Annotated in this window: 27 protein-coding genes; 10 read left to right on the forward strand and 17 right to left on the reverse strand. The window is 51.6% G+C overall.

From position 1 onward, the window contains the following. Nucleotides 1-2: 2 nt before the first annotated feature. Nucleotides 3-446 carry a tellurite resistance TerB family protein gene (locus IPN95_07040; GenBank protein MBK9449157.1) on the forward strand — a complete coding sequence of 148 codons (444 nt, stop codon included), beginning with the start codon at nucleotides 3-5 and terminating at the stop codon, nucleotides 444-446. 142 nt (nucleotides 447-588) lie between these two features. Here IPN95_07040 and IPN95_07045 read toward each other — a convergent pair whose 3' ends face one another. Then, nucleotides 589-1,731 carry an OmpA family protein gene (locus IPN95_07045; GenBank protein MBK9449158.1) on the reverse strand — a complete coding sequence of 381 codons (1,143 nt, stop codon included), beginning with the start codon at nucleotides 1,729-1,731 and terminating at the stop codon, nucleotides 589-591. A gap of 291 nt (nucleotides 1,732-2,022) precedes the next feature. Between IPN95_07045 and IPN95_07050 the strand changes: the two genes are divergently transcribed. Together IPN95_07050 and IPN95_07055 are read left to right on the forward strand one after the other, a co-directional pair. Continuing rightward, nucleotides 2,023-3,756, forward strand: a complete 1,734-nt coding sequence (locus tag IPN95_07050) for a WG repeat-containing protein (protein ID MBK9449159.1) — start codon at nucleotides 2,023-2,025, stop codon at nucleotides 3,754-3,756. Further along, nucleotides 3,753-4,511, forward strand: a complete 759-nt coding sequence (locus IPN95_07055; GenBank protein ID MBK9449160.1) for a hypothetical protein — start codon at nucleotides 3,753-3,755, stop codon at nucleotides 4,509-4,511. The genes IPN95_07050 and IPN95_07055 overlap by 4 nt, the downstream gene beginning before the upstream one ends. A gap of 24 nt (nucleotides 4,512-4,535) precedes the next feature. Here IPN95_07055 and IPN95_07060 read toward each other — a convergent pair whose 3' ends face one another. The 4 genes from IPN95_07060 to IPN95_07075 all read right to left on the reverse strand — a co-directional run bounded on the left by IPN95_07060 (nucleotide 4,536) and on the right by IPN95_07075 (nucleotide 9,734). Further along, nucleotides 4,536-5,939 carry a hypothetical protein gene (locus tag IPN95_07060; GenBank protein ID MBK9449161.1) on the reverse strand — a complete coding sequence of 468 codons (1,404 nt, stop codon included), beginning with the start codon at nucleotides 5,937-5,939 and terminating at the stop codon, nucleotides 4,536-4,538. 108 nt (nucleotides 5,940-6,047) lie between these two features. After that, on the reverse strand, nucleotides 6,048-6,413 hold the full coding sequence (locus tag IPN95_07065) for a hypothetical protein (GenBank protein MBK9449162.1): 366 nt from the start codon (nucleotides 6,411-6,413) through the stop codon (nucleotides 6,048-6,050). 66 nt (nucleotides 6,414-6,479) lie between these two features. Next, nucleotides 6,480-8,042, reverse strand: coding sequence for a hypothetical protein (locus tag IPN95_07070; GenBank protein ID MBK9449163.1), 1,563 nt, complete (start codon nucleotides 8,040-8,042; stop codon nucleotides 6,480-6,482). A gap of 60 nt (nucleotides 8,043-8,102) precedes the next feature. Next, nucleotides 8,103-9,734, reverse strand: coding sequence for a hypothetical protein (locus tag IPN95_07075; GenBank protein MBK9449164.1), 1,632 nt, complete (start codon nucleotides 9,732-9,734; stop codon nucleotides 8,103-8,105). A 56-nt stretch (nucleotides 9,735-9,790) separates the two neighbouring features. Between IPN95_07075 and IPN95_07080 the strand changes: the two genes are divergently transcribed. Further along, nucleotides 9,791-10,312 carry a 3-hydroxyanthranilate 3,4-dioxygenase gene (locus tag IPN95_07080; protein ID MBK9449165.1) on the forward strand — a complete coding sequence of 174 codons (522 nt, stop codon included), beginning with the start codon at nucleotides 9,791-9,793 and terminating at the stop codon, nucleotides 10,310-10,312. Nucleotides 10,313-10,385: 73 nt separating this feature from the next. Here the strand turns inward: IPN95_07080 and IPN95_07085 are convergent, their stop codons facing one another. The 4 genes from IPN95_07085 to IPN95_07100 all read right to left on the reverse strand — a co-directional run bounded on the left by IPN95_07085 (nucleotide 10,386) and on the right by IPN95_07100 (nucleotide 13,361). Next, on the reverse strand, nucleotides 10,386-10,964 hold the full coding sequence (locus tag IPN95_07085; GenBank protein MBK9449166.1) for a Uma2 family endonuclease: 579 nt from the start codon (nucleotides 10,962-10,964) through the stop codon (nucleotides 10,386-10,388). Nucleotides 10,965-11,076: 112 nt separating this feature from the next. Then, a complete protein-coding gene (locus IPN95_07090) occupies nucleotides 11,077-12,171 on the reverse strand; it encodes a branched-chain amino acid aminotransferase (GenBank protein MBK9449167.1) in 1,095 nt (364 codons plus the stop codon). Between the two features lie 11 nt (nucleotides 12,172-12,182). Continuing rightward, complete coding sequence (locus IPN95_07095; GenBank protein ID MBK9449168.1) at nucleotides 12,183-12,599, reverse strand: FKBP-type peptidyl-prolyl cis-trans isomerase; 417 nt, start codon at nucleotides 12,597-12,599, stop codon at nucleotides 12,183-12,185. Between the two features lie 438 nt (nucleotides 12,600-13,037). Next, nucleotides 13,038-13,361 (reverse strand): hypothetical protein, encoded by a 324-nt coding sequence (locus tag IPN95_07100; GenBank protein MBK9449169.1) that lies wholly within the window; start codon nucleotides 13,359-13,361, stop codon nucleotides 13,038-13,040. An 87-nt stretch (nucleotides 13,362-13,448) separates the two neighbouring features. Here IPN95_07100 and IPN95_07105 point away from each other — a divergent pair, with 87 nt between their 5' ends. Next, on the forward strand, nucleotides 13,449-13,928 hold the full coding sequence (locus tag IPN95_07105; protein MBK9449170.1) for a TlpA family protein disulfide reductase: 480 nt from the start codon (nucleotides 13,449-13,451) through the stop codon (nucleotides 13,926-13,928). A 4-nt stretch (nucleotides 13,929-13,932) separates the two neighbouring features. After that, a complete protein-coding gene (locus tag IPN95_07110; GenBank protein MBK9449171.1) occupies nucleotides 13,933-14,799 on the forward strand; it encodes a hydroxymethylglutaryl-CoA lyase in 867 nt (288 codons plus the stop codon). Nucleotides 14,800-14,855: 56 nt separating this feature from the next. On the opposite strand, the gene IPN95_07115 is transcribed toward IPN95_07110, so the two are convergent. The 8 genes from IPN95_07115 to IPN95_07150 all read right to left on the reverse strand — a co-directional run bounded on the left by IPN95_07115 (nucleotide 14,856) and on the right by IPN95_07150 (nucleotide 20,441). Continuing rightward, the gene (locus tag IPN95_07115; protein ID MBK9449172.1) at nucleotides 14,856-15,431 is read right to left on the reverse strand and encodes a hypothetical protein; all 576 of its coding nucleotides are present in this window, start codon (nucleotides 15,429-15,431) and stop codon (nucleotides 14,856-14,858) included. An 81-nt stretch (nucleotides 15,432-15,512) separates the two neighbouring features. Further along, nucleotides 15,513-15,839 carry an iron-sulfur cluster assembly accessory protein gene (locus IPN95_07120; protein MBK9449173.1) on the reverse strand — a complete coding sequence of 109 codons (327 nt, stop codon included), beginning with the start codon at nucleotides 15,837-15,839 and terminating at the stop codon, nucleotides 15,513-15,515. A gap of 126 nt (nucleotides 15,840-15,965) precedes the next feature. Then, entirely contained in the window at nucleotides 15,966-17,120 is a 1,155-nt protein-coding gene (locus tag IPN95_07125) for a cysteine desulfurase (protein ID MBK9449174.1), read from the reverse strand. Nucleotides 17,121-17,216: 96 nt separating this feature from the next. Beyond that, nucleotides 17,217-17,471 carry a phosphoribosylformylglycinamidine synthase subunit PurS gene (purS, locus tag IPN95_07130; GenBank protein MBK9449175.1) on the reverse strand — a complete coding sequence of 85 codons (255 nt, stop codon included), beginning with the start codon at nucleotides 17,469-17,471 and terminating at the stop codon, nucleotides 17,217-17,219. Next, nucleotides 17,468-18,325: a CDP-alcohol phosphatidyltransferase family protein gene (locus tag IPN95_07135; GenBank protein MBK9449176.1), complete on the reverse strand. Its 858-nt coding sequence runs from the start codon at nucleotides 18,323-18,325 to the stop codon at nucleotides 17,468-17,470. The genes purS and IPN95_07135 overlap by 4 nt, the downstream gene beginning before the upstream one ends. After that, nucleotides 18,312-18,890 carry a nicotinate-nucleotide adenylyltransferase gene (locus tag IPN95_07140; GenBank protein MBK9449177.1) on the reverse strand — a complete coding sequence of 193 codons (579 nt, stop codon included), beginning with the start codon at nucleotides 18,888-18,890 and terminating at the stop codon, nucleotides 18,312-18,314. The genes IPN95_07135 and IPN95_07140 overlap by 14 nt, the downstream gene beginning before the upstream one ends. Next, entirely contained in the window at nucleotides 18,891-19,766 is an 876-nt protein-coding gene (locus IPN95_07145) for a YicC family protein (protein ID MBK9449178.1), read from the reverse strand. It lies immediately after the preceding gene. Nucleotides 19,767-19,946: 180 nt separating this feature from the next. Then, a complete protein-coding gene (locus IPN95_07150) occupies nucleotides 19,947-20,441 on the reverse strand; it encodes a hypothetical protein (GenBank protein MBK9449179.1) in 495 nt (164 codons plus the stop codon). Between the two features lie 138 nt (nucleotides 20,442-20,579). Between IPN95_07150 and IPN95_07155 the strand changes: the two genes are divergently transcribed. From IPN95_07155 to IPN95_07170, 4 genes are all read left to right on the forward strand, one after another. Beyond that, complete coding sequence (locus IPN95_07155; protein MBK9449180.1) at nucleotides 20,580-23,543, forward strand: amidohydrolase family protein; 2,964 nt, start codon at nucleotides 20,580-20,582, stop codon at nucleotides 23,541-23,543. Continuing rightward, the gene (locus IPN95_07160) at nucleotides 23,533-24,876 is read left to right on the forward strand and encodes an amidohydrolase family protein (protein MBK9449181.1); all 1,344 of its coding nucleotides are present in this window, start codon (nucleotides 23,533-23,535) and stop codon (nucleotides 24,874-24,876) included. Before IPN95_07155 ends, IPN95_07160 begins: the two co-directional genes overlap by 11 nt. Nucleotides 24,877-25,087: 211 nt before the next feature. Continuing rightward, nucleotides 25,088-26,146, forward strand: coding sequence for a peptidoglycan-binding protein (locus IPN95_07165; GenBank protein ID MBK9449182.1), 1,059 nt, complete (start codon nucleotides 25,088-25,090; stop codon nucleotides 26,144-26,146). Nucleotides 26,147-26,153: 7 nt separating this feature from the next. After that, a complete protein-coding gene (locus IPN95_07170; GenBank protein ID MBK9449183.1) occupies nucleotides 26,154-26,633 on the forward strand; it encodes a hypothetical protein in 480 nt (159 codons plus the stop codon). Nucleotides 26,634-26,657 lie beyond the last annotated feature (24 nt).

Genomic DNA, 26,657 nt, shown 5'->3' on the forward strand with positions numbered 1-26,657 from the left:
CTATGAGTTTCATGGATAGTATTTTGAGCGGAGGCGGCAGGTCCGACGAGTTCAATCGCCAAGAAGGATACGTTGGCATCCTCCTTTCGATCATTTTGGCCGACGGCCACATTTCCAAGGAGGAAGTGATCGATTTTCATTCCGCCATCAAGAAGGCCACCATTTTGAAGGGCGCCTCCTCCGAATATCTGAGCAAGTGCATTGACAAGTGTTTGCGCGTGCACGACACCAAAGGCATGGACGAGCTCATCCGCCTGAGTGCCGAAGGTCTTTCCAATGACATCTACGAAGGCGTCTTTGCGACCGCCTGCGACATGGTGTTTTCCGATGGCAGTGTTGATCCCAAGGAGATCGCCGTCATGGACAAGATCAAAGCCTATTTGAAAATCAACGATCAGTTCGCCCGCGATTGCGCCGAAGTTTTCAAGGCAAAATCGTCCGTTTGATCGGAGTTCCATTCGGATCCGATTACGGATTTCGAAAACAATAAAAAGCATGCGCCTACCTTGTTGAAGGGTAGGCGCATTGCTTTGGAACAAGCGTCTGCCTTGCCGGTTCCCGAAAAATGCTGCTTACAAAATGGGCCTGCTACTGCTTCCGCAATTTCTTGATGTCTTTTTTGGTGACGACGTAGGCGCCGCGTTCCGGGTCGAAGGATAGTTGGTCCAAGGCAACATTTCTGAAGCCCATTTTCCGGTGCTTGCCTTTGACGAATTGCGCAAACAGCTTCAGCGTCGCGGGATTTTCGTCGGTATATTCCAATTGCCAGGAGCCATCGACCTGCAACTTGGCGGATTGATTCATCGGCATTTTGGCTGCTTTCCCCCGCAAATAATTGACTTTGAGGCCATCGAAAAAGATCTTGGCCGGATGCACCGTGTAGCAACCGGCCCCAAAGCCGAGGTCGAGCGAATTACATTCCGTCGTACCCGACAACGAAACCAGAAAATAATAGCTGCTGTCTAGCGGCGTGGCGGTATAGACATAATCCTTTTCGTCGCGATCTGCTTTGGCGGCATTCACTTGCTTGTCTTCGAATACCAACTGATCCAACGGACAGCGGAAATTTTCCGCGACCTCGATTTTGTGCTGGAAAGCATCGCGGTTGGGGCATTTGACGATGTAATCTCCTTTCCGAAAACCGCAAATGAAAGACATTCTAGCCACTGTAGAATCCACCTTTACGGCTTCCAATGGTTCGCCCTTCCGTAAGACAATCATGAAGACCTGTTTGGGTTTGCCGTCTTGGGTGGTCATTTCTTTGTATTGGACGCTGAGTCCGTTGCGGAGGGTAATGGGCTTCGGACTTAGTCCGATGACATCGAGGTTGGTCGTGCGATAGGGCAGGCCGATGATCTCGACCCTGCGGTTTTTGGTGCGGTTGATGGCGTTGGTGTTGGGAACCAAGGGTTTGGTTTCGCCCCAAGCTTGCAGCAGCAGTTGGCTCGGTGCGACACCTTTTCCCAAGAGATATTCGGCGACCATGGTGGCGCGCGTGCGGCTTTGGTTGAGGTTGGTGACATTGTCGCCGAGGTCGTCGGCGTGTCCGGCGACAATCATTTGCCCTTGCGCAAAATGTGTCTCGAGAAAAATGTCGATCAAGCTTTGCTGGAATCCCGAGATTCCCGTTTGCCCATTGTCAAAATAAACGCGCAGCGTGTCCATTTCGGCGGCTTGCAGGCCGCAACAGGAAAATGTCAGTGCCAAAATCAGGTAGACTATTTTTTTCATTGTCGCAGAATATGAGTGGTCAAAGGAGTTGCATTGGAGCGGAATTCAGTATTTTTAGGCCTCATGCTTCAAAATCATTGCATCCAACTGAAAGTACGAGTTCAAGACAGAATTTGCTCAAAGACCATTCGATGGTATGCCGGGTTGCGTCTCCTGTTAATCTTTTTTTTCATCCCGCAATCAATTGACGCACAGGCTTCGGATTGCTGGATTCCCGTTACTGCGCACGGGTTGCATGGCTTCATCGATGCAAATGGCGAACCTCACTTTCCGTTTGGCCCCCTACACCTTGTGAATCTCGGGAACGGCCTGATTGCCGCCAATGAGCGGGAGTCGGTACAATACTGGGAGCGAAGACCGGAACGTATTTGTCCAATTTTCCCCTATGGGCGCTCTGGGATTTTGGATACCACCGGAAAATGGTTCGTACAACCTGCGAGTGACCATATCGGTGATTTTGGGCATGGTATTTATTGGCTATGCAACGGAGGCAAGGTTGCAAAGTATTGCATGGAACCCCACCACGTGGAAGGCGGGCGGTATTCGCTGATCAATCGCAACGGTATCTTGGTCGACAGTTTGGATGACATTGCATTGGGATTCGTCAACGGACATACCCCCGTTTACAAAGATGAACGAATCGCTTTGATGGACTCCACCGGTAAGCTGGTGACTGGATTTGTTTTTGATAAAGTGATTGCCAATCGGCGGTATTCCATGGAGGAAAGGGAAGGCTTGCCAGACTTGAGATTGTGGAAACTGGCCCTGCGGAGAGATGGACACTGGGTCAGTTTGATGCCTGATGGGCGTCTATTGCCACTGGATTGGCCTGCCCAACTGGAAATGGAGGACTGGCCGATCGGTTGGCGGAAGCAAGCCTCCAATTGGATTTCGCGGTACATGCCACCGATGTTGCCCTGTCGGGAAAGTCCTGAGGACCATCGGAATGGCCACTTGATTCCCAAAGACCTGTCCTATGCCGAGAACTTTCCCTCCGAATTGCATTTGGAAGAAATCTGCGCCGAAATTCGCGCCAAGGCGCTCGCCAGCATAGGGCTTGAGGTACGTGTGCGCGGAAAAAAGCAGGCCTTGGCGATCATCAACGGCAAACGGTTGACGGATTTTGGCACAGATCATTATGAGCTTGCCAATGGTGAAACGGTATTGGTGCGTCACCTCGTAGCTTTTTCTGCAAATGGAAAAAATCAATCTCAACCCATTGAAAATGAGGTTTGGGACGGTTTTTCTACCATGGAGCCAACCATCCAACTGGGATTGCTCGACCGGAACGGCAAGACAATTGTTCCCACCAGGTTTAGCGACATCGATGTGATTCCCGAGCTGGATTTCATCTATGCACGCAATGCGCGAGGAAACACCTGTTACACCCTGCATGGCGAAGTTTTCGCGATTTCGGCGGAGCCCCTCTATTTTGAAAGCGTAGGGAACGGTTGTTTGAGCTACAAGACAGGCGACATCTTTGTCGTGATGGACAGTCTGCACAATGTATTGGTGCGGGATACATTCGGGCCCTCGGAATGCGAAATCCAAGACGGTTGGCTCTGGTATCGATGGCGTTTTGACGGCGGGTACTATGGACGGCAAATTGAAGGAGACAGTGTCGTTGGGCCGGTCTTCGGCGACGGTAACCCGGCGATCATCTACAAATTCCTGCAAGCGCATCCGGAATATGACTGTGACAGCTGCGAATTGAAGCATTTGGAAAACGGCCAATGGCGCTTTGGCAAAATTGATGTTTGGGGACTTTGCGATGCCAACGGCAAGGTGCTGCTACCGAGGGAATACGAATCGATTTCACCCATTGGGGATCTGGTTTGGGTAAAGAAAAATGGCCTTGAAGGATTGAATTCCAGTACCGGGAAAGTGATTTTTCCAGCGGAATTTGTTGAAATTCAGCCCGTAGACTGTGGATTCTTCCGCTGTCGAAAATCGATTGATGGCCAGATGACGCAATCCATCGTCAATCTTGAAGGAAACTACATCTGGAAATGGACGGCAGAATGAAGTTTGGACCCGTTTTTCTGGTATTGGTTTGCCTATTGGCAATGACTTTCTTGGGATGTAGCACGACAATCCAAGACACGGAGAACGAATCCGAGAAGATCAGCGAATTGGATTCGGTAAATGACCGAAAAGACACATTGTCGATTCGCCAGCAAATCGCGCAATTAGATACCCAACTCACCCAACTCAAAACGAAGTTTCAAATTCGGCAGAAAAACTTGCCTGTAGCGTCCTATTACCACCAAAACTGGAACTACCGCTACTATGTCCAAGACAATGCCTTGATGGCCGGTGTCGACGAAAACGGTATTTTCTTTTTGATCGATTCCTACAATTGCAGCAGCTTGGAAAAACCCAAGGGCAGCTTCAGGGGAGCCCAAGGAATGGAATTGTGCGACTACAAAAACTCTTGGCTCGAGCTTCGAATGCGTGACACCACGATCGTGATCCCTAGTAGCGGACACAAGGCCGAACAGTTATGGCCGCAAGTCAAGAAGCCCATCCAACATGACACTTGGCTCGGCACAGGATTTTTCTGCACGGACTTCTATCCCATTGTCGACAACCCGGAATTATTGGAAATTCTCGCCGACCCGACCGTTGGCTATTTCAAATTTTACCGCTACTGCGCTGGCAAAGGAAGGGGAGACATCGGCCACGCAGAAAAACGCGACCGCAACGGCATCCGGGATTGCGCGCGGCTGTCCCTGCTACTCACGGAATCAAGGCAATTGCGGGATTCTATCGGGGAATGAGATTCGCCGAAACAAATCAATGCTTCACCAAGCGTAGCGGGAGGAATTGATTTGGAAGGCGATTCCAGCATCGACACTGAAATTGCTGCCGAGGTAGGGATTGGCGAGGAGCCAGCCCTTGGTTTTTGCATTGACACCCGCAAATGCTGAAAACATACGATGGAATTTATAGTCTCCGCGCACCGCCAATGCACCACCCAGTTGGCTTTCGCTTGCAAAAAAGTCTTGACCTTTGGGCTGCATCCATCCTTGGATTGAGGCGCTCAACGACACGTTTTTACTTGCCGTCACGGGCATTTGATATACGCCCAATTCCAATCCCGGAAGATGCTTGACATTGTTGTTGTAGGTATGCATCCCCACATAAAAATTGCGATTCTGCCCGATGATGAACGGAACCGTCAAAGAAATCGCATTCCCAAACGACGTTGGTGCATACTGAACCATAAAGGTCGCCCGCAGGGAAGGGCCGAGCCGGAATCTGTTTTTGAAAAAGATCGCAGGCTGTATAAAGTTGAGCAAGGATAGATTGCGCTGCCGCTGCAAATACTGTTGTGCGCCGTCTTGCAAGTCGCTGAATCCCACATAGCGGTTCACGCCTGAGAGACCGGGCAATGTATCGCGTGTTGTATAGGGAGCATTGGGCTCGGTCATGTCATAGGCCCACGCAGTGAGGTCGAGGCCGGCGAAGTCGCGCTGTCGCTGATCTTCGGAAAGGAAGTCAGGCGCAAAGCCCTTCACCGCATCCGAAGCCGGACCACAGGAAACCCGGAAATAATTCCAGACATACCAAGCATTGTAGAGGTAAAGCGCATTTTTGGGCATCGTGCGTTCGGTATAGAAGTCATGCAGTGCATTGGACCGGCTGCTTGCATTTTGTGCCTCAAGACCGACGGTGTAGGCGCGTAGCAATTCGGGGAGTGCGGTGACCTTCAAATTGCTCAGTTCAGCATCGGTTGTGCCAAATACGGTGCCATCCCAGCGGCGGAGCATCCAATTGCCATTGTAGGTTCGGAGACCTTGCAAGCCGAGCACGGAGCGGTGAAATTCCTCGTGCGCCCAAGTGCCCAGGGGGATGGGCAGGTCGCTGCCCCAACGCACAAATGCAAGGCTCATGGCGTAGCCGATGCCGCGATGCAGGTATTTGCGGAAGCGTGTTTCCCGATTTTTGACCAAAACATCCCGCAGGGACTCAATGCCCCAATAGCCCAATTCGTAGAAATTGTTGCTCATCTGAAGGCTTTGCCGCATGCTCGGAAAATGACCATTGGGCAAGAAATTTTGCGGGAAGTCGACAACAGAAAATTCTAGGCGCAAACGTTGCCGGGTTTGCGGTGCGCGTTTGGGTAGCCTCGCGTCGTCACCATTGCCAAAAGCTGAAAAATAGCTGCCCAAAACCAGCAGGAGCAGCATGAACTTAAGTTTCATATCCAACCACACGTTTTCATTCTTCGAATCCATAGATGCCTCTTTTGAGTAGGCATGACAAAACACTGCGTTTTTTTGTCGCAGCGCAAGTGATTCCAAAAGCGAAAATTATTTCTTTTTGGGTGCAATCAAGCCTGCCAAAGCAAGCGCGACACCGCCAGCTATCGCGAAAAAGATCGCTTTTTGCGGTTCGTAGGCCTGCTCTTCGATCACAGGTGGTACGAGATAAATCCAAAGCGCGGCTCCGGAGGCAAGCAGCGCCGGAACGACGGCAATCTTAGGCTTTACAAACAACAGTATGAATGCCAAAGCTGCTGCTCCTGCTGCAATCATGCCTTGCATAAATTTGTAACCCGGTTCCTTGATTGTGATGCCAGCGATGGGCAAATCCAATCCCGCCCAACCTTGGCTCACGGAATATCCGACCAAACCGGCGCCAATCAATCCCAAAACAATATGCAAATACTTCTTCATAGCAACAGCAGTGATTTTCGGTGTCAAAATAGCCAAAAATCCTCAAGGGGCAAAAATGGGCACAATTTATTCTGATTGAAAAATGCGCAAAAGTGCCTCGGCATAAGGGCTGTTCCTACGAATGGCCACGCCCATCGAGGCTTTCACGATTTTTGCATCCAGTAAAACATAACGCGCTGCAAAATCTTTTGATTGCATCAAATCTGTGTGGAAACGCACATAATGTTTGTGCGGCATGTAGATCAAGTCTGCCGGACAAAGCTTCAGGACGCTCGCCGCGCTCAATCCGGCCTCGAGCAATTTCGGATTGTTGAGGGCAGCCAAGTCATGAATTTTCCGTTTTGGATACAATGCCGCCGGCATTCCGACCTCGGTTGTGGCGATTTCAAGATCATTCGGCAGGTTTTCCAAGGCATCCAAATGCGCCCAATAGTCGGTCAATTCGGCTCGGTAGGTGGCCTTTGCATTAAAAACGGCAAACCGGCTGTCCATTTGCGCGGTCTTTAGATTGATTCCGAAGCTAATCCCGTAATAAATCAGCAGCCCCGCAAGGGCTATTGTTCCGATTCGCTCGACCTGATGCGGAATTCGTTTGAATTGCAGGCCGGGACCTTGTGCCAGGTTTTTGGGCAACTCCAGCAGTTCCCGGATTCCCAGATAGATGAAAAAGGGCAACAACGGATAATAAAACCGTTGCCCAAAGCCCATGATTTGCAGAACGAAGAAGGTGAAATACACGCCAAAAACGAGCATCGCTGCAAAAATGGCCTTGTCCAACGGCGAATAGGCAGTCCGTAACCGCGACCATTTGATATAGACACCCAAGCCCAGCAAGACTGCCAGTGGCCAGATTCGTCCCATGAACCGCATCGCCTCAGCCAATGGCAGCCCCCGGTATTGCGAAGCAAATTCAGGTCCGTAAAGGGATGTGCTTTTGGCAAAGAAACTCAGTGGCAACCATGCCCCCGTCAACATTTTTGCGCCCAACAAAGCAATTCCTGTAAATGCGGCTGTCACCAAAATCACCCGCAACCATTCATTTTTTTCCTCAGTTTTGCCCAAAACCCAAACCGCCATTGGCACGCCCCAAGTGAAAATGAGCAGATCCGGCCTGATCCACCAAGCGCATCCTCCGAGTATTCCGACAAGCCAGGCATTGCCCTTCCCGATTCGAAGGTTTTCCCAGCTCAACAGACAAAGCGTCAGGTAGCTGAGCACAAAGGTTGTTTCCATGCCGCTCGCGAAGTGTGCCCGCAAGGTACTGCCCGCCGCAAGCAGCGTCAGAAACAACAATCCCGCCACATAAGGTTTGAAGGCAATGCCCGTTTGCATCGTTTTCAAGCCCATTCGGAAGACCAAAAGCAGGAAAGTCAGTCCCCAGAAGAAGCTTGAACTGAACAATGCCGCCGCGGGATTGTCTGGAAAAAGGAGTCGGAAGGGGATCAATGCCAAGACATAAGCCAAGGAAGTCGCGCCGTAAACCGGACCTTCGCCGATATTCCAGACCAGCCCGTGACCTGCCAGGAGATGATCCGCATAGCGGACAAACATGTAGGCATCGTCGTAGATTTTGAAGCCGTTAAAACGACTCAACAGCGCCATTCCCAGCACCAATGATGCTGCGAGCATGAACAGTAATCCGCCAATCGGCAGTCGCTTTGCAGAAATTTCAGGGGACGAGTCGGGCATTTAGGGCACTATTTCAACATCAACGTTTTTTCCAGTCGTTACAATATGCTGCATCTGCAAAAAAAACGGACTTTCTTTCCAAAGGGCGATTCCGAGCCAGCTGTTGAGGTTTTCTGCTGGAAATTCGAGGTAATGACGTTGAAAGCTGCTGTCTTGCCGGATGGCTGCAATCATTTCGACATAGTCAGGATGTGGCATGTAAATCAAGTCCGGTTGTTCTTCGCGCAGCAAGCGATCGGTATCCAATCCGTAGCGAGCTGTTTCGAGGTTGTGCAGCCCCGAAAGGTCATAAACCGTGTTGCGGGGAGCCATTGCCCCCAAGATTCCAAGTTCCGTCGAGGCAATTTTAAGACTGTCGCCGAGATACAGGAATTCAGGAAGATAGGGCCAATTGTTTTGCCCGAGTTCGCGGTAGGCTGTTTGGAGGTCCATTTTCCCGATTGTCGTTTGGATATTTGCCGGACGGTGAATCCATGCAAAAGCCAACATCCACAGCGACAGGCCGGCTATGGCACCGAGTGGAATCCAGCGTGGGAATTTTGGCGGGCCTCCACGCAGGCGCATCCAAACCGTCCAGCTTTTGCAGGTCAGATACACCAAAATCGGCCAAACAGGATAGAGGAAGCGTTGATGGTAGCCCATGATGGGTGTCACCAAAAAGGTATGGAAGATCAAAAATATCAGCAAGGAAGCCATCAGCGCCTTGTCGGGTCTTGAGAATGCGGATTGTTTTTGCCTGCGCGCCGCGAAAACGGCTACGGGCATGAGGATCAACAGCGGAAAGTTCCATGCCAAAAACAACAACAAATGTCGCAGCCCTTCGAGCCAGTAGGCTTGGGAAATGCCTTCGCCGTAAGAATTCAAGCTCTTCACATAAAAGGAGAGCGGAAACAATCCGCCGAGGTATTTGACGCCGCCGCCCATGAGCAGCAACACCATAAAACAAGTGAAAAGGAGAATGTAGCCCGCCATTTTGCGTTGCAGCGGACGGATGCCGAGGAGGGCTTGGGCGAGTGGCATGAAAATGGGGAAGAGCAGCAAATCGGGCCGAATGAACCAAGCGACGCCTCCGAAGAGGCCCAAGACCAAGGCTTTGCCCGGCGAAAGCCTGCCTTCGAAGCGTTTCCACAGGTAAATGTAGCCCCCAAGCCATGCCATGGCCAAGGTGGTGTCCATGCCGCTGCTGAAGTGCACGGAAAGATTGAGCACATTCAGCCCGACCACCAACCAAAACATGCCATACAAAGCCTTTCGTTGTGCGACCTCGGCTCCAGCCTGCAATTTGACCAGCATCCAAAGGCCAATCATTGTCACAATTCCCCAAAATAGGCTGCTGAGCCAGAGGGATAAGGGGGCTTCGCCACCGAGCAAGCGCATCACATAGACCCAGGCGCCGTAGGCGACCGAGGTCAGTCCATAACTCGGTGCCTCGCCCGGATTCCACGAATAGTCGCCCGTTGCGCGGTAGTTGTCGGCGTATCGTGTGAAAAAGTAGGCATCGTCCCAGATTTGCGGCGCACCAAATCGGATCAGGAGATTCAAGCCCAAAGCCGTCAGAACCAATGCCATCAAAAGTCCCACCAACCTACCGGTCAGGGGCGATCCCGCAGGTTGAAGGTCGCTTTTGTGCATTGTATCCCAAATTACGCTATATTTCGAGACACACTTCGCAATAAAAGGAAACGGATATGTCGAAATTCTCTCCCTTCAGCTTCAAAAATTGGATCGACGAAAATCGCCACCTGCTCAAGCCACCCGTCGGAAACAAGCCTATATGGACGGAAACCAATGACTTTATCGTGATGGTGGTCGGTGGACCCAATTCGCGGACCGATTTTCACTACAATGAATCGGAGGAGTTTTTTTACCAGTTGGAAGGTGACATGGTGCTACGCCTCATCGAAGACGGCAAGCCTGTCGATGTCCCCATCAAGGAAGGTGAAATTTTCCTTTTGCCCGGCAAAGTTCCGCATTCGCCGCAGCGCAAAGCCAATACCGTCGGCCTCGTCGTCGAAAAAGTACGGCAACCCGGCATGACCGATGGTCTGCTTTGGTATTGCCCCAAATGCGGCAGCAAAGTCTACGAAGAGTATTTCTTCATGACCAATATTGCTACGCAAATGCAACCTGTCTTCGAAAAGTTCTACGGATCCGAAGAGCTTCGTACCTGCAAAAATTGCGGGAACATCCATCCCAAACCGGGAAAGTGATAAGTGAATGGTGATAAGTTAAAAGTGAATAGTCCCTTCAGCCACTTTTCACTTTTCGTTATTCACTTTTCACTTAATTGTAGATTTGTGCCATCGTGACGGATACGCCATGGGGCTTCAGGTCCACGGTTCCTTCAAGACCGAAGTAGTTGTCGACATCCCAAGCCCCATCTTCATTTTTGTGGGAGACGTGCACTGTTGGCTCGTCTTGCTCCACCAAAACATAGGTTCGGAGGGAAGGAATCATCTGGTACTTGAAAAATTTGTTGCCGCGGTCGTATCGATGGGTGCTTTTGGATAGGACTTCAACGATCAAAGTTGGGTTTCGAACCAAATTGCGTCTTTGCGGATCGCGGTTTAGCGGGCCACAAATTACTGAGGCATCTGGATAAAGTACGGAGTTGAGGTCCTCGATTCTCACCATCATACTCGAATCAAATACACGGCAAGCTTTATCACGAAATGCATTGGCCAATCCATAGATGAAATTAGCAGCGATTGCGCTATGCTCTGGTGAACGCTCAGCCAACGAAAAAATTTGCCCATTGTAAAATTCGCTGCGGTACTCAGCTTCCTCCTCTATGGCAAGGTATTCCGTGAGGGTATAGCGCTTGATTTCTTCCTCGATGCCCATAGGATCGAATTTAGACATTCTGCACGATTCGGAAAATGTCAACCAAAGTGCTTTCCAGCAACAAAAAAAGTGAAAAGCAGCAAGCCACTTTTCACTTTTCACTGATCACTTTTCACTTTTCACTTAAATCTCACACTGGCAAAAGCCATCCATGGATGTCAGGTGCGATGCCTACGCGAATTTCGCTGAGGCGCTTGAGGAGTTCAGGGCCGACTTTGCGGGTATCCATCGCTGGCAACACGATTTCGTCGCGGCCTTCCAAAACGGGTACCGAACCGTCGTGACCGATGCGAGAAACCGGGGCGACGGTAGCTGCAGTGCCTGCGCCAAAGGCTTCCTCGAGTTTGCCGGCCTCGTGGGCCTGGAAAATCTCTTCGATGGAAATATGCCGCTCCTGAACCTCGACGCCCATGTCGTGCAAGAGTTGAATCAAGGCTTGGCGCGTCGTACCATGCAAAATCGTTCCTGACAGCATCGGGGTTACCGCAACGCCGTCAATCACGAAGAAGATGTTCATCGTTCCGCATTCCTCGGCGTATTTCCGTTCGCGGCCATCGAGCCACAAAACGTTGTGATAGCCGCGCTCCTTGGCTTCCTTGGAAGCTAGAAGGCTGCCGCCATAATTGCCGGCTGCCTTGGCTTCGCCCGTACCACCGTCGATGGCACGCACGTATTTGGCGGTCACCATCAGCCCGACAGGCTCCGGATAGTAAGCGCCCACCGGGCAACAGAAGATGATAAACCGATAGGTTTCCGACGGGCGGATGCCGACAAATTCGTCGGTCGCAAACATGAATGGCCGGATGTACAGCGAGCATTCGTGTTGTTGCGGAATCCAAGCTTGGTCGAGATTGACCAGTTGCTGAACGCCATCCATGAAGATTTCATAAGGTACCTCGGGCATACACATACGTGCCGCCGAGTGGTTCATGCGTTCCCAGTTTTCCTTCGGCCTGAACAGCACAGCCTTGCCCTCTGTCGTTTTGTAGGCTTTCATGCCTTCAAAAATCGACTGTCCGTAATGCAAGGCCGACATTGCAGGCGAGAAAGAAATGTTCTGATAAGGCATGATGGTGGGTTCGCCCCATTTTCCATCGGCATAGTCAGCGACCAACATGTGGTCGGCAAAAATTTTCCCAAATGGGATATGATCAAAATCTACGGTGTGAATCCTGCTTTGGCTCACACGTTGGACACTGATCTTCTTGTTCATGATTGCTTCCATAAGCTGTGGAATTATTCTGCTGCAAGCAGCTGAATGTCAAAGTAAAGCGTTGAATTAGGGGGAATAGCCCCAGCTCCTGCTCCCGCTTGGCCGTAACCGAGGTCGGGAGGTATCCTGAGTAGGTAGCGGCTGCCGACTGTCATTGTCGCCAAACCCTCTTCCCACCCTTTGATCACCTCGGCATTCCCGAGGGTGAACTGGAAGGATTGCTTTCCGTCGAGCGTGCTCGCAAATTTTTTGCCGCTCTCAAGATAGCCGGTATAATGAACGGTGGTACGATTACCATTTTGAGCCAACTTGCCATTTCCCACTTTCAGGGGCTTATAGGCAAGACCGCTCGGCAATATCGTGTAGCCGCTATTGACAAATTTCTTGTCCCAATTTCTTAAACCCTCCAACTGCCGCCACTGTTCAATCCCGTGCTCCATGATCAGCAAATCTCTCGGTGTGAGCTTGAGATTTTTATGGGTGCGAGATAGACCAACGAAGTAACTGGTGTTGGTAGGCTGGTCATTTTCAGGGAAGTAAAATTTGACAGCTTTGCCCTTATTCACCCCTGGTGCCTGATAATAAAAATAAGGATTTTCCTCGGTAAATTGAACGCAATGGTCGGGCCATTCAGATTCTATAAAACAAAAATCGATCACCTCTCCAGCGACCGACTTGCATCCTTCACATTGCCCAGGCAATTGAATTGCTCCAAAAATGCCCAAAATCAATATGAGGAAACCCATTTTCATCCACTACCAAATTACGGAATAAAACAACCGAATGAAAGCGAAGGAATCAAGGGAAAAGATTGAGAGAATTGAGAGGGAAGTGCTTTTTTCCAGCAATGCGACCAACCAATTGAGGAAGTGTCGGAATCAAACGTTGAATTTTCCTGGGTAAGGCTTGCCCTTGTACCAGAATTCGTAGTTGTAAACCTGCCCTGCAGTAAGCTTGTCGGCACGCAATGCCTGTACGTGTTCGCCTTTGTCGCGTACCCCATAGTCCACCCAAATTTGTGTCCCTGTCGCATCAAAAAGGTGAAACTCAATGTATCCGGCATACGGAATTTCGTATCCCAATTTCACAGAGTTGCCGCTGACAAGCGGCTGCTTTAGGTGCAAAGTGATTTCAGGGGTTCCCTTGGAAATGCCGTATTGGTCATTACCTCCGCCCGGCTGCACCCATGAGGCAACAGACATGGCGATCAATATGGAAACGATGAAATGCATTCTTTGTCCAAATATCCTAAATTTACCAGACTATTCAAGGGTTCGCCGAGTTCAATTATGAGAAAAATCTTACCTCAGCTCTTTCTTTTACTCCTGCTAATGCAGCAGGGTTACAGCCAAACTGCGGCAGGTCATGATTTTTCAATGACACAGGCAATGTTTGAGAAGGAGGCCCTTCAACCCAAGGATGAAATCTGGGTGATCGACTTCTGGGCATCCTGGTGTGGACCTTGCATCGAATCCATTCCCCATCTCAAACAAATCCAGCGCAGGTACTCCGACAAGAAGGTGCGGTTCATCAGCATTTCTTGGGACGAATCGGAAGTGAAATGGCGCTCCGCACTCGATCGCTTTCAGATGCCTTGGCAGCACATCCGCATTACCAAGGCACAATCCGCCTATTTTGATGCCCATTTTCCCCACAAAGCAATTCCGACGGCATTCGTGATCCGCATGGACGGCAAAGTGAAAAAGGCCAACGGCGTCGGCATGTTGGAGCCTACGATTCAAAAAGCGATCAAAGCCAATAAATCCTAATCTTATGTCCCTTCCACTGAAACTCGTCGAATGTCCGCGGGATGCCATGCAGGGCATTTTGCAGCCCATTCCCACAGAGGAAAAGATTGCCTACCTCAATCAATTGCTCAAGGTCGGATTTGACACGCTTGATTTTGGCAGTTTTGTCTCTCCGAAGGCCATTCCGCAACTTGCGGACACGTCCGAGGTGCTTGCCGGGCTGGATTTGACCTCCACCAAGACCCAACTTTTGGCGATCGTCGCCAATCTGCGTGGTGCCGAAGAGGCCGCAGCATTCCCGCAAATCCAGTATCTCGGTTATCCTTTTTCGATTTCGGAGACCTTTCAAATGCGCAACACACGCAAAACCATTGCCGAATCGGTCGTTTTGGTGGAGGAAATGCAGTCGCTTTGTTTGACGGCGGGCAAACAATTGGTCGTCTACATCAGCATGGGATTCGGAAATCCTTATGGCGATGCCTGGAGCCCGAAGTTGGCAGCCGATTGGGTGACAGAGATCGCTGCTCGGGGCGTCGGCATCATTTCGCTTGCCGATACCGTCGGTACTGCGGATGCTGCGACCATTCAGCCGCTGTTTGAGGAGCTGATTCCGCGTTTTCCGAATGTCGAATTCGGCGCGCACTTTCATGCCACGGCCGAAAAACGCCGCGGGAAGCTTGCTGCCGCGTGGGACGGAGGCTGCCGGAGGTTTGACAGCGCCATGATGGGCTTCGGCGGTTGTCCCTTTGCAGAGGATGAACTTGTCGGGAATATCGCTACCGAATCCTTGCTGGAATTTTTACACGAACAACGGGTTGATTCAGGCTTGAATACAACGGAATTGCAGCAAGCAGCCATTTTGGCCGGACAATTGTTTGGAAAGTACCATTGAAGGCAACGCGGAGGGAAGCACCGATTGGGCAGTTTTTCTTCGAATCGGCTTCTAAATCAACGCTCTTCCTCAAATGCTGCCTCTCTTGCCGGATTGACCACTTCGAATCGTTCCAACAAAATATCCCATTTGCCCAAAAACATCGTCAATGACCGCGTGAGCAGGTCAACCATTTCCGGTTCAGGCACATAATAGGTTTCGTCAACCACCTTTTGAGCTGTGTTTTGCAGGCCGATCTTGTAATAAAGCAGCATTGAAACATCCAAAACGGGGTTTCGAATCTTCAAAACGCCGTTGTTGTAGGCTTCGATGTATTTGATCACGGCGTTGCGAACTGCGACAAATGCCTGTCCCTCACCAAATTGATCTTTGAGCAGTTGCTGTAGAATCGTAAACAGCCGCTCGGCTTGCGCAGGCGGAAACAAGTCAAACGCCGACCTGAAGTTGATGGCAATCGCCGCCAAGGAAAAGTTGAATTTGATGAAGTCGCTTTTTTCGAGCTTGACACCCGATTCGCGCAAAGCTTGTTCCGCCGGTAACCAAATCACGCCCCATCGTTCATCCACCTGCTGGAAAATGGAATCCATGACGGCAGCCACGGCATTGAGTTCGGTGATTTTTTTCTTTTCCATAGGGGAATGACTGCTATGAAGTTAAACCAAAAAGGATACACCGTGAGGCATATCCTTGATATTTTTTAGCATGCAATCCGCTTAGACTGCAAAACTTTCCCCGCATGCGCAGGTGCGAGATGCATTCGGATTGTTGAATTGGAAGCCTTTGCCGTTGAGGCCGTCGCTGTATTCCAGCACCGTTCCGACCAAATAGAGCAAGCTTTTTGCGCCGACAAAGATTTTGACACCTTCCTGCTCAAAGACATGGTCTCCAGGCTGTTCGGTTGCGTCAAAGCCTAAATCGTAAGAAAGTCCGGAACATCCGCCACCTTTGACGGAGACACGCACGCCGGCATCTTCGCCATGGCCTTCTTGTTCACGCAGCACTTTCAATTGCGCCAAAGCCTTTGAAGAAATGCTGACCAAGGGTTCTTTCGTTGCAACACTCATATTCTTATCTATTCCATTGAACTGATACTGCAAAGTAACGAAAAATCAGGATGGAATGTTGCGGTGGTGAGCGTCTAATTTAGAATGATTCTAATGTGGGGTTCATTCCCCTCGCAACTTCCCAACACCCTTCTCCACTTCGGCCACAGCCAATTCCATCTCCTCCATCGTGCTAAACCGCCCCCAGCTGAACCGAATCGACGCATAAGCCGCTTGATTGGCCACGCCCATGGCCTTCAAGACATGCGAGGGTTCCATCAAGGCCGAGGTGCAAGCACTCCCCGTCGAAATCGCAATGCCGGGCATGGCGTTGATCAGGGCTTCCGCTTCCACGCCCTCGAAGCTCACATTCAGCGTATTGACCAGGCGCTCGGTCTCGTGGCCGTTGCGTTTTGTGCCTGGGATCCGGAGAATGGCCGCTTCGAAGTATTCCCTTATATCTGCGAGGTGATAATGGTTTTTTACGAGTTCCGTTTGGGCGATTGCGCAGGCTTTGCCGAACCCGACGATGGCGGGGACGTTGAGGGTGCCGCTGCGCATCGCGCGCTCGTGTCCGCCTCCGTGCATCTGCGCCGCGAGCGCCACCCGCGGATTGCGCCTGCGCACGTACAAGGCGCCCACGCCCTTGGGCCCGTGCAACTTGTGCGCGCTCATGGCGAGCAGATCGATCCCGAGCGCATTCACATCGACATTGACCTTGCCGACGGCTTGGGTCGCATCGCTCATCAGCAGGCAACCCTTGCGGTGCACGATCTCCGAAATCGCTGCCATCGGTTGAAGGACGCCGGTTTCGTTGTTGGCCATCATGACCGAGACCAAGACGGTCTGCGGAGTGATCGCCGCTTCCAATTCGGAGAGATCGATCAAGCCATCGCCGTCCACACCTATATATGTAACGCGGCGGCCGGTTTTTTCCAGCCATTTGCAGGTGTCGAGCACGGCTTTGTGTTCGGTAGCGACAGTCACGATGTGGTCGCCCTTGGTCGCATAGGCTTCGGCAACGCCTTTGAGGGCGAGATTGTCGGCTTCGGTGGCGCCGCTTGTGAAGACAATTTCTTCGGGCGTGGCCCCGATCAGGCTCGCGACTTGTTCGCGGGCGATTTTGACCGCTTCGGCGGCTTGCCATCCATAGCTATGTGTGCTGCTCGCCGCATTCCCGTACATCCCCTTCAAAAACGGCAACATGGCCTCCAATACCCGATCGTCGAGGGCAGTGGTTGCATTGTTGTCGAGGTAGATGGGGTTTTCATGTGCGATTGGACGTAATTTTATCCCGTTGTAGGGACAGGTCGCGACCTGTCCCTACAACGGGATAAAATTAAATGGTGATTTCGTAATGCTTTGTGAGTCAAACTAGTTCAACTGTACCAATTCAAACTCGTAGCTTTCCATGATCAGGTTGGCCAGGAGTTTTTTGCAGGCCTCATCGACCTTGGCTTCGGCGTCTTTTTTGGTTTTGGCTTCGATCTCCAAGGAGATGCGCTTGCCGACGCGGAGGTTGGCAACGGTGTCAAAACCCATGTTTTTCAGTCCATGTTGCGTGGCTTTGCCTTGTGGGTCCAGCAATTCGGGACGGGGCATGATGTGGATATTGGCCTGGAATTTCATGCTTTCTTATGTATCCGTGTATCGATGAATGAAAAAAGGAAGTACAAAACGATGATCAGGGGGATGGCCCTGAACCACAAAATCGCCAGCAAAGTTACAGAAATCAGGATCAACACATACCGTGGCCAATTGCCTTTCCACGTATAATCCTTGAATTTCATCGCCAGCAACGGGATTTCCGTGACGAGCAGGATGGAGAAAATGAGGGTGAGGGCGGCGAGGACCCAAGGGTTGTAGAGCCATTGAAGGATTGGCAAGGTCATTTGCACGACTGCCGAAGCATGTTCGAAATATCCTCTTGAGGTCCAATCCTCACTAAAATAATAAGATCCGACTCCTCGGCTGTCAAGGCCAAAAACGAGGAAGATCGACAAGAAGAACAACGCATTTGCCGGTGTGGGAAGGCCGAGAAATCCGTAAGATTGGCGGGTATCAACGTTGAACTTGGCAAGGCGGTAGGCGGAAAATAGCGGGATAAGCAAGCCACAATACGGGAGTATGGCTGCCCACGCATTCAAAGTGAGTGTAGTCCAGCCCTTAGCATGTGGCAGAGATGCGACCAGGACTTCCACCTTCAAGATCGTGTACACCATCAACCCAGGCAACACCCCGAAGCTTACCAAATCGGATAAGGAATCAAGTTCCTTGCCGACAGCCGAAGTTGATTTCAAGGCCCGCGCCACAAACCCATCTGCAAAGTCAAATGCCATTGCTCCCACCATCAACAAGCCAATCGTTGCGTAGGGGACCTCGCGCAACATGTCACGATCCATCAGCAACACAATCGCCACCAACCCACAGGCCAGGTTCCCTAGGGTCAGCAGATTCGGAATTGCATTCCTAATTCGCTGCATAAAGGCCGTATTTGAGGATGTAGTCATAGACTTTCTCCGTCACGATGTACCGTACCGACTTACGCTCGGCCAAAAGTTCGCGGACGCGGGTCGCCGAGATGTCGAGGTAGGGAAAGCTGAATTTCCGCACCTGCGGATAACGGTCAAATCCCGAACCGTCGGAACCCGTTCGCGGATAGACCCAAATCGGATAATGGTGCAAAATCTCCTCGTATTCCTTCCATTTGTGCAAATGATCGAGGTTGTCTTCGCCCATGATCAACGAAAACGTATAGCCGGGATGCAATTCCTTGAGTTTCCGCAGGGTGTCAATGGTGTAACTCGGCTTGGGCAGGCTGAATTCGAAGTTGGAGGCCTGAATCTTGTCATTGTTTCCCAGCGCGATCTCCACCATCTGCAGGCGGTCGTGCTCGTTGATGAGATTCGCCTTGTTTTTCAGCGGATTGTGGGGCGAAACGACAAACCAAACCCGATCCAAGTCCGTCTCGTTGAGGGCTGACTCGGCGATGATCAGGTGCCCGACATGCACGGGGTTGAAGCTGCCAAAAAAGAGTCCGACTTTCATTTAGACAATGTTCAGAACTTGCTCCTTGATCCGCTCCAAGTCCTCTTTCATCTGCACGACCAACACTTGGATCGTGGCATCGTTGGCCTTGGAACCGATCGTATTGATCTCGCGGCCCATTTCCTGGGAAATGAAGCCCAATTTTTTGCCGTTGCTCACAGGTTCGTTGAGCGCCTGCGTGAAGTAATTGATGTGCTGCTCCAAGCGCACCATTTCTTCGTTGATATCAAGCTTCTCCAGATAAAAAATCAGTTCCTGCTCGAATCGGTCGGCGTTGTTGCCCACTTTTTCCTTGATATCGGCCAAGACGGATTCGACCCGGTTGCGCATGGCTTCGTAACGGCTCGGGAGAATGGCACCCACTTCAGCAAGCAGACGACCGATGTTTTCATTGCGCAAGCGCAAATCCTCAGCCAATGCTGCGCCCTCGCTGCCGCGGCTTTCATTGAGCAGGTGGATGGCTTCACGGAAGCATTGCTCGATCATGTTCCATTCCTCGGGATCGCCATCGGCACTTTCCGGCGTCATAGCGTCGGGCAGCGTAAGGATATACTCCAAAGAAACGCCGGCAGACAGGCCCAAATCGGCGCGCAATTTTTCCAAATCGCGGGCATAAGCCTGAATCAAGGGCCGGTTCAGCCGCAACTTGTGTTTGTCAGGGTTCAGGATCTCAATCGAAAGGTTGATGTTCACCTTCCCGCGCTCGAGGGCGGCCGTGAGCATGTTGCGAATGAGCAATTCCTCCTGCATATAGGAGCGCGGCAACTTCATGTTGATCTCCATGAACTTGCTGTTCAGGGATTTGAGTTCTACGCTGACCTTGTAATTGTCAGAGCTGAGGCTTGCCGCCCCGTAGCCCGTCATCGATTGAATCATGCTTTTGATATTCGTAGGGCGAAGGTACGAATAAGAAGTTAGCAGTGAGTAGTTGGCAATTAGCAGTTTCGTATTTCTGAGTCCCGGATTGGCCTTTTTGAAATTTTTGCAACCAAAAGAGGCGTCGTAGGCATACCCGCACAAAGCAAGCCCCAACTGCTAACTGCTACTTTCTAACTGCTAATTAAATCCGAGCGGCGGAATGACGATCTTTTCTTTGACTTCGTCGCGTTTGTAGTTGAGTTGGTAGGCGTAGGTTTCGCCGGGGTTGAATTTGGAGGCTTTGAGGACGATTTTGTTTTTGCCGAAGGTGTCTGCGTACTGATTTTGCCAGATTTTTTGACCGCCTTCGTTGAAGAGCCTGATTTCCACCATGCCCGAATAGGGGATCTCGTAGGAAATGATCAGGTAGGAACCCTGAACTTCGGCGCCTTTGAGATCCAGCTTCGCCTCCACCACGTGCGTACCATGATTGACCGACTGCGCCTGGAGCGCGGTCGAGCAAAAAAGTACAGCCAAAACGGCGAGGATGTAGGTGGCGACTTTCAAAATCAATTCCGAATTCCCCGCTGGGTCGTTCAGCGGAGCATTAACGCTCGAAATTACAAAGACTTTGCCAAAAAAATTCCACCGACTACGGATGCGGTGCAGGAATGACTGAGATAATTTCCACATTCCTATTAGTTTTGATCCCAAGAAGCACGTTACAATTTTTCATTTCCCATGCAGAGCGCATTCCGAAGTTTTTGTCTGGTCCTTTTGCTCCTTTGTTTCGCAATTGTCAGAATATCAGCCCAATCGACAATTCCTGCGATGGGAATTCGCGACAATACTCCCTCGCTGCACGCGTTTTTGCATGCCAATATCGTGCGTGGGCCAGGCGATATTCTAATGGATGCAGCCTTGGTCATCCGCGACGGGAATGTGGATAACGTGGGGATAAACATTTCGGTGCCAAAGGGTGCGGTCGTTCACGACCTGCGGGGAGCGTGGATTTTTCCGGGCTTCATTGACGCCTATTCAACCCTTGGCATCGAGAAATCCAAACGCGAAAACGAACCCTACGGTGCTCCGCCGCAATATCTCAGCAAATCCAACGGCCCTTGGGGCTGGAACGATGCCGTCAAACCTCAGTTCGTGGCAGCAGAGGTACTCAATCCGGACAAAAAGGCAGTCGCCGAATTGCGCAGCCTCGGATTTACCACCTTACATGTGGTGCCCAACGATGGGATCTTTCGCGGAACATCTGCGCTCATCAATCTCGGAGACGAAGGTTTGCGTCAAGAAATGGTGCAATCCGAAGTCGCTACCTGCCTTTCGTTTGACAAAGGTTCGTCCACGCAGAGTTATCCCTCCTCGCTGATGGGCAGCATTGCCTTGATCCGGCAAACGCTCATCGATGCCGCATGGTACGCCAAGGTGGCCGCCGAACGCAAACAACGGCCGATTTTGCCCCAAATTGAAACCAATCTCAGCCTTGAGGCGCTCAATCGGCAAATAGCCGCCAAAATGCCCGTCTTCTTCGAATGCGGCGATTGGCAGGGCATCGCCCGCGCCCAAAAAATCGCATCCGAATTTGGTTTGCAGCTCATTTTCAAAACCGATGGCAGCGCCTATCAGCGGATGGACATGCCTTATATCAAGAGCAATCCGCTCATTGTTTCGCTCAATTTTCCGGAGGCCTTTGATGTCAAGGATCCTGCCGATGCGCGAGAGGTGCCCTTGCGCCGCCTCCTGCATTGGGAAGGCGCACCGACCAATCCGGCAGTTTTGGAGAAGGCAGGCGCACGCTTTGCGTTGACAACAAGTGACTTGAAAAAGTCTGCGGACTTTTGGCCGATGTTGCAGAAAGCCTTGCGTCACGGACTGAGTTCTGAGGCTGCTTTGGCGGCACTTACCACGACGCCGGCCGCGATTTTAGGACTCGAAAAGCGCCTTGGAACCTTGGAGCCCGGCAAATTCGCCAATTTTTTCATCGCGGAGGACGATGTTTTTGCCAAAGAGCGTGTCACCATCTATGAATCTTGGGTTGGTGGCCGCCGCTACGTCGTGCAAGAAATGCCGATGTGGGACCCGCGCGGGCAATATGAGCTCAAAGCGGGCAATGACGTGCAGCGTTTGCTCATTCATGGAAGATTGGCGCAACCCAAGGCGAGTTTGGTCATCGGCAAGGATACCATTGACGGGACGGTGAAGCTGGAAAACTACAATGTCGCACTGATTCTGCCCATCAGGAAAGGAAATCCGAATCCTCAATACCGTCTTTATGGAATCGGAAATAGCGACCGGATGCAGGGTGAAGGTGTTGCATTGGACGGCGCCCGGTTGACTTGGGGAGCCACACTTGTTGGCCAAATGCCTACCAAGACCGATACCACCGGGCAGCTGAAACGCGTGGATCTTGTTGATTTTGCCAAGCCGACATTACCATTTGGTCCATTCGGGAATGCCAAAATTCCTGAGCAAAAAACTTGGCTGATTAAGAATGTGACGGTTTGGACCAATTCGGCGCAAGGAAAACTGGAAAATGCCGAAGTCTTGATCGCCGCGGGAAAAGTCCAATCGGTCGGGCAGAATTTGTTGCAGCCGCCGGGCGCGGTCGTGATCGATGGCAAAGGAATGCACATTACCCCTGGCATGATCGATGAGCACAGCCATATTGCCATTGCCGGCGACGTCAACGAAGGCAGCAACAGCAATACCGCCGAGGTACGCATCGGCGACGTGATCAATTCCGATGATGTCAATATCTATCGACAGCTTTCGGGTGGAGTGACGACTTCGCAGCTCCTCCACGGCTCAGCCAACGCCATCGGCGGACAAAGTGCCATCATCAAACTGCGTTGGGGAGCGATGCCCGAAGACATGAAATTTCAGGCGGCACCGGGATTCATCAAATTCGCGCTCGGCGAAAACGTCAAGCAAAGCAATTGGGGGCAGCAGTTTACCGTTCGGTACCCGCAGACGCGCTTGGGCGTCGAGCAATTTGTCCGCGACGCCTTTACTGCAGCGCTCGATTACCGAAAGCATCAAGATGAAATCGCAAAAGGCATCGGCAATCGGCTTCCGTTGCGCCGCGACCTGCAGATGGAAACGCTGCTGGAAATCTTGGATGCAAAAAGATTCATCACTTGTCACAGTTACGTGCAAAGCGAGATTCTCATGCTGATGCGCTTGGCCGAATCCATTGGATTCAAAATCAACACCTTCACCCACGTGCTCGAGGGTTACAAGGTGGCGGAACAACTCAAGGCCCATGGTGCCAATGCCTCGACTTTCAGTGATTGGTGGGCCTACAAATACGAAGTGATCGATGCCATCCCGCACAACGCCAACCTTTTGCAGCGTGTCGGCGTCAACGTTTGCATCAACAGCGACGACGCCGAAATGGGGCGCCGCCTCAATCAGGAGGCTGCAAAGTCGGTCATGTATGGCGGCATGAGCGAGGAGGATGCGTTGAAAATGGTAACGCTCAATCCGGCCAAGGCCTTGCACATCGATGCCTATGTCGGCAGCATCGAACCTGGAAAAGACGCCGATTTGGTTCTCTGGAGCGACCATCCACTGTCGGTATATGCCATGGCACAAAAGACATTCATCGATGGGCGCCTTTATTTTGACCGCGAAACGGATGCTGCCGCGCAGCGCCTCGTTGCCTCAGAGCGTCAGCGCCTGATCCAGAAAATGATCGAAAGCCCCGACAAGGACAAAAAGAAATTCGAAGGCAAAAACGGCCCTCAAATCCATCACTGCGAATCTTATGGCCATGAAGAATAATCAAATTATGAAACGCGTATTCAGGACGGGGACTGCTTCACGCCTGCGGCGTGCCCTCACGCTCGCCCTCACTCTCACCCTCCCACTCACACTGTTCTCCCAGGAGGTTCCGAAGCCTGCGCCTGCGCACAAGGGCCATTTGCTGCTGGAGAATGCGACCATTCACGTGGGCAACGGCACGGTGATCGCTCAGGGAAATATCCTGATTACCGATGACAAAATCGTCGCCGTTGGTGTGACGGATTTGCTGCCGCAAGACCTGCAGCGTGTGGACCTCAAAGGGAAACATGTTTACCCAGGCTTGATTGCGCCAGTTACACAGTTGGGCCTTTCCGAAATCGAGGCAGTTCGCTCGACCAATGACCGTTCGGAAATCGGGGCAGTCAATCCCAACATCCGGGCCATCATCGGCTTCAATACCGATTCGCGTGTCGCCACCACGGTGCGCTCCAACGGCGTTTTGCTCGCGCAGGTCACGCCCGACGGAGATCTGCTCAAAGGGCAGAGTTCGGTGGTGCAATTGGATGCCTGGAGCTGGGAAGACGCTGCTTATCAGACGGATGATGCGATGCATTTGGGTTGGCCTTCGCAACAGATTTCCAATTCGCCGTATGCGCCACCGCGTGAGGAACAGGAGAAACGGCTCAAGGACCGCATGAGCGAAATCGAAGGAGCGATGCGCGATGCCCGTGCCTATGCCGAGACAAAGGCGGCCGGAAAATTGCTGAAAACCGACCTCCGCTGGGAGGCAATGCTGCCGGTGATCGATGGCACCAAGGCCCTCTGGATCGAAGCCAATACCGAAAAGGACATTCGCACGGCCATCGAATTTTCCCTCCGTCACAAGATCAGAATGGTGCTCGTCGGCGGGGCGGATGCATGGTTGCTCAGCGACCTCCTGCGTCAACATCAAATTCCGGTGGTGTTGCAAAAGGCGCAGCGCCTGCCCCGCACCGAAGACGATCCCATCGACCAACCCTTCCGTGCGCCCATGATCCTGCACAACGCAGGTCTGCTCACATGCCTGAGCATGGACAACTTCTGGAATTACCGCAACCTGCCCTTCCAAGCAGGTCAAGCTGCAGCCGCAGGATTGGACAAGGAAGTCGCCTTGCAATTGGTGACGCTCAACGCAGCCAAAATCCTTGGAATCGACAAACGCACCGGCAGCATCGAGGTTGGTAAGGATGCCAACTTGGTGGTCTCCGCAGGCGACTTGCTCGACATGCGCACAAGCAAAGTGGAATTGGCATTCATCCAAGGACGCCAAATTGACCTCAACAACAAGCAAAAAGATCTCAATGCGCGGTATTTGGAGCGCTACACACGGTAGGTGATAGTAGTTTAGACTGCTGAATTCCGTGGGGGCTGATTTTGTTGAGAGTGGAGAGTGGAAAGTTGAGAGTTGGATTTTTTGCATGCCATCAGAATTGCGAATCCGAAATGCATTTTTCGCAAGAACTTGCTATATTTAAGGCTTTGAAGGAGGGTTTGAGGGGATGATCGCCGAAGTCTAAAGTCCGTCAGCCAAAAAAGTCAGTATCATGGGCAGCATGTTCCAATCCAAGTCAGTCGCACCCTTGCAGCGCAAGGAGGCCATTCGCCAAGATCAGCCGGAAATGAGCAAACAAAGTGGAACCGTCATGGCGCCACCCAAGTTTGGATTTGCCGGAGGCGAAAAGACGGTTCAGAAAAAGGGATTGCTCAGCGGCAAAAAGCTGGAAGCTGCAAAGGCATTTTATGCAGGAAATACAGCCGACTTCAGCGAGGAGATCATCAAGCAAATTCAGGCTAAAGTAGGCACGCCCGAGTCCGGTACCATGGACGATGCCACTTTGCAGGCCATCGCCAAGTTCCAGAAATCCGCCGGACTTTCTGCCGACGGCATGCTTGGCCCCAAAACCCTTCCGAAGTTGTTTGCTCACGGTCTTGCTACGAGCGAAGTCGAACAGGAATTTTCACAGGACTACCTCGGCATTGATTGGTCGAGCTTGAAAACGGCCGAGCAACGTGGCGGCAAGATGGTGGAGCTCATCAACAAGCAACTCAAGGCAGCCGGCGTTCCTGAATGCGCCGTGCGCGTGGGCGACCTCGGTGAGGATTCCGGCCAATTTGACTTCACCGACTGGACGATCCTGGTTGGCAATGACTTTTTGAGCCAGGAAAAATTGACGCAAAAGCAACTCGATGACTTTGCCAATACCGTCATCCACGAAGCCCGCCACGCCGAGCAATGGTTCAACATGGCGCAAAAACTCGCAGGCGAAGGTAAAAAGGCCAAGGATATCGCTGACGAAATGGGTATTCCTTCCAAGATTGCCAAGGCAGCTTGCGCTAATCCGATCGGGAAGGGCGAGGTCAAATCGCTCGTGGCCAAAAATTGGTACGAAAGCATCTACGGCAGCGGTAGCGATCACCGCGAACAAGTGTTGGGCGACGATGGCTCCTACGAAGACTACCGCAACCTGCCCGAGGAAAGTGATGCTTGGCGTGTGGGCGACGAATTTGACGTGACCCTCAAAACCGAGCGGAAAGTGGCGGCCAAAAAAGCAGCTAAAGCCAAGGCCGATGCAAAAAAGGCCGACAAAAAGAAGAAGAAATAGAATCCAAATGAAGACAATGTTCCTGTTGGGGCTTTTGTTGATCAACTTGCAATCTATGACGGAGAAGAAGAGAGATATCGGGGATTGTATCCGGTACCAAATCACTGAGTTTGAAAAATTTGGACCCAGCTATGCTGCCGTACGCGCGGGGCATTCTGTACCAGATGAACCCCATTTCGCAACGCAATTCGGGGTAACCGATCCCGTATGCCCAGCCGAACTCACTTTTGTGAAGGAAGCTGCCGGCGAACGCTTGGGAGCCATTTATTTTACTCTGATTGGGAAAACGACACTTGCTGATCTGAGCAAGACCTTCGGGGAATTCAAACTTCTTCCGCCGACACCTTCCAAAAAATGGTCAGCGATTGCCAATTACAGTTCGGGAAGTGCAACGCAGGAATATGCGATCATCGCCTCCGCCAACGAGAAGATCGATGAAAAGACGAAGCTGCATCAGTTGACGATTCGCATCGACTACGAAGACTGAAAAGCATTTGCGCTTTCCAAATCC

The sequence above is a fragment of the Bacteroidota bacterium genome (assembly GCA_016718825.1).
Taxonomy (GTDB): domain Bacteria; phylum Bacteroidota; class Bacteroidia; order J057; family JADKCL01; genus JADKCL01.